General features: G+C 58.8%; 2 protein-coding genes. Both read right to left on the bottom strand.

Annotated elements, in window-relative coordinates:
* Positions 1-937 (bottom strand): HlyD family efflux transporter periplasmic adaptor subunit (locus tag A3730_RS26035; RefSeq protein WP_063539286.1); only part of this gene is annotated, 937 nt, incomplete at its 3' end.
* A partial coding sequence (locus tag A3730_RS26030; protein WP_197477647.1) for a TolC family protein occupies positions 937-1,338 on the bottom strand: 402 nt, incomplete at its 5' end. The genes A3730_RS26030 and A3730_RS26035, both read right to left, overlap by 1 nt.

Below are 1,338 nucleotides of genomic sequence, written 5' to 3'. Positions count from 1 at the left end.
CCAGCGAGGCGCGCACAGTCTGTGCCTGACCGGCAGCCACCTGCGGCGCCAGGAACGTCACCCTCCCCGTGACCGTAGCGGAGCCGTCGGCCAGCGCCAGCTGCACATCAGCACCTGGCTTGACCCGTGCCCGATCCATAGCAAACACCGACAGTTCAGCCTCTGTTTTTGATACATCAATAATGCTGGCCAGCGTTCTGTCCCCGGTGGGCTCGCCAGCACCACCGTCAAGCGAGGCAATCACGCCAGACATGGGCGACCGCAACGCATATGTGCGCAGGCTTTCGTTGCTCTCAATGGTGAACAACACATCGCCACGGGCTACCGTGTCGCCCAGCGCCTTGTGTACACGCACGATTTCACCGTCAAAGCGGGCACGCACTGCGCGCTGTCCAGCAGGAGGTAGGACCAGAGAGCCGTAGGCCGTCACGGTTTCATGCAGGGTCGCAGGGCCTGCTACTTCAGTCACCACCCCCATGGCATCGGCCACCGCCTGCTCAATGGCGGTACGTCCTTCGAAACTGTCGTACTGCCATTGGTACTGCTGACCCTGGTGCTCGGCTGATACCGAAACCACAAAGGAGTGAGGCTCATAGATCTCCATGTCGCCACGCAGAAAGTCCGCTTGCGGGGCAAAACCGATCTCGTCGCGCACATTGCCGAGCCGCGTCAGCACCACCTGCAAATTCACTTCCCTTGGATCGACCGGTTCACCGTCATCGCTAATCCAGGCTCGATACTCCGGCGGCACCCCGGTTTCAAAAATGGCCAGCTCCACAGAAAAGTCACCGTCGCGCAGCACCAGTCCGCGATGCGGCCCCTTCTCCGGCTCCGCTTCCTGCTCTTCTGCGGCTCCCGCTGCCAGTGTCACCAGCGGAAAAACCAACAACATCCATACCGTCACCAGCAAGCCGATGGGTTTACGAAAAACATTCATTACTTCTGCTCCTTACTTTGCGCAGAGACACTTTTTACATATAGAGCCAAGCCGGTGAGGCGCTCAATTTCGGTAAGGCTCACGTGGGAGGCCAACTGCGTGTTGATCAATGCCAGCCGAGCATCAAGCAGCTCCTGCTTGACGGAGATCCACTCCAGATAACTGAAGCGACCCAGCGAAAATGCCTCATTGGCTGCGCTAACGGCTTGCCGCAAACGCGGGATCATTTCTTCACGCAATGCAGCAGCCTGATGGCGGCTATGCTGCAGCGCCTGGTAGAGCTCAAACAAGCGGGCCTGCAGACGGCTTTCCTCGGAAATCGCCATAGCTTCATTCAGCGATTTTTCTGCCGCCAACTCGCTGATCCGTGCCTGATTACGGCGCTGATTACCCAGTGGAAT

The organism is Alcanivorax sp. HI0044, from assembly GCF_001634945.1.
Note: the sequence above shows the minus strand (reverse complement) of the source record. Positions and strands in the feature narration are given on the sequence as shown.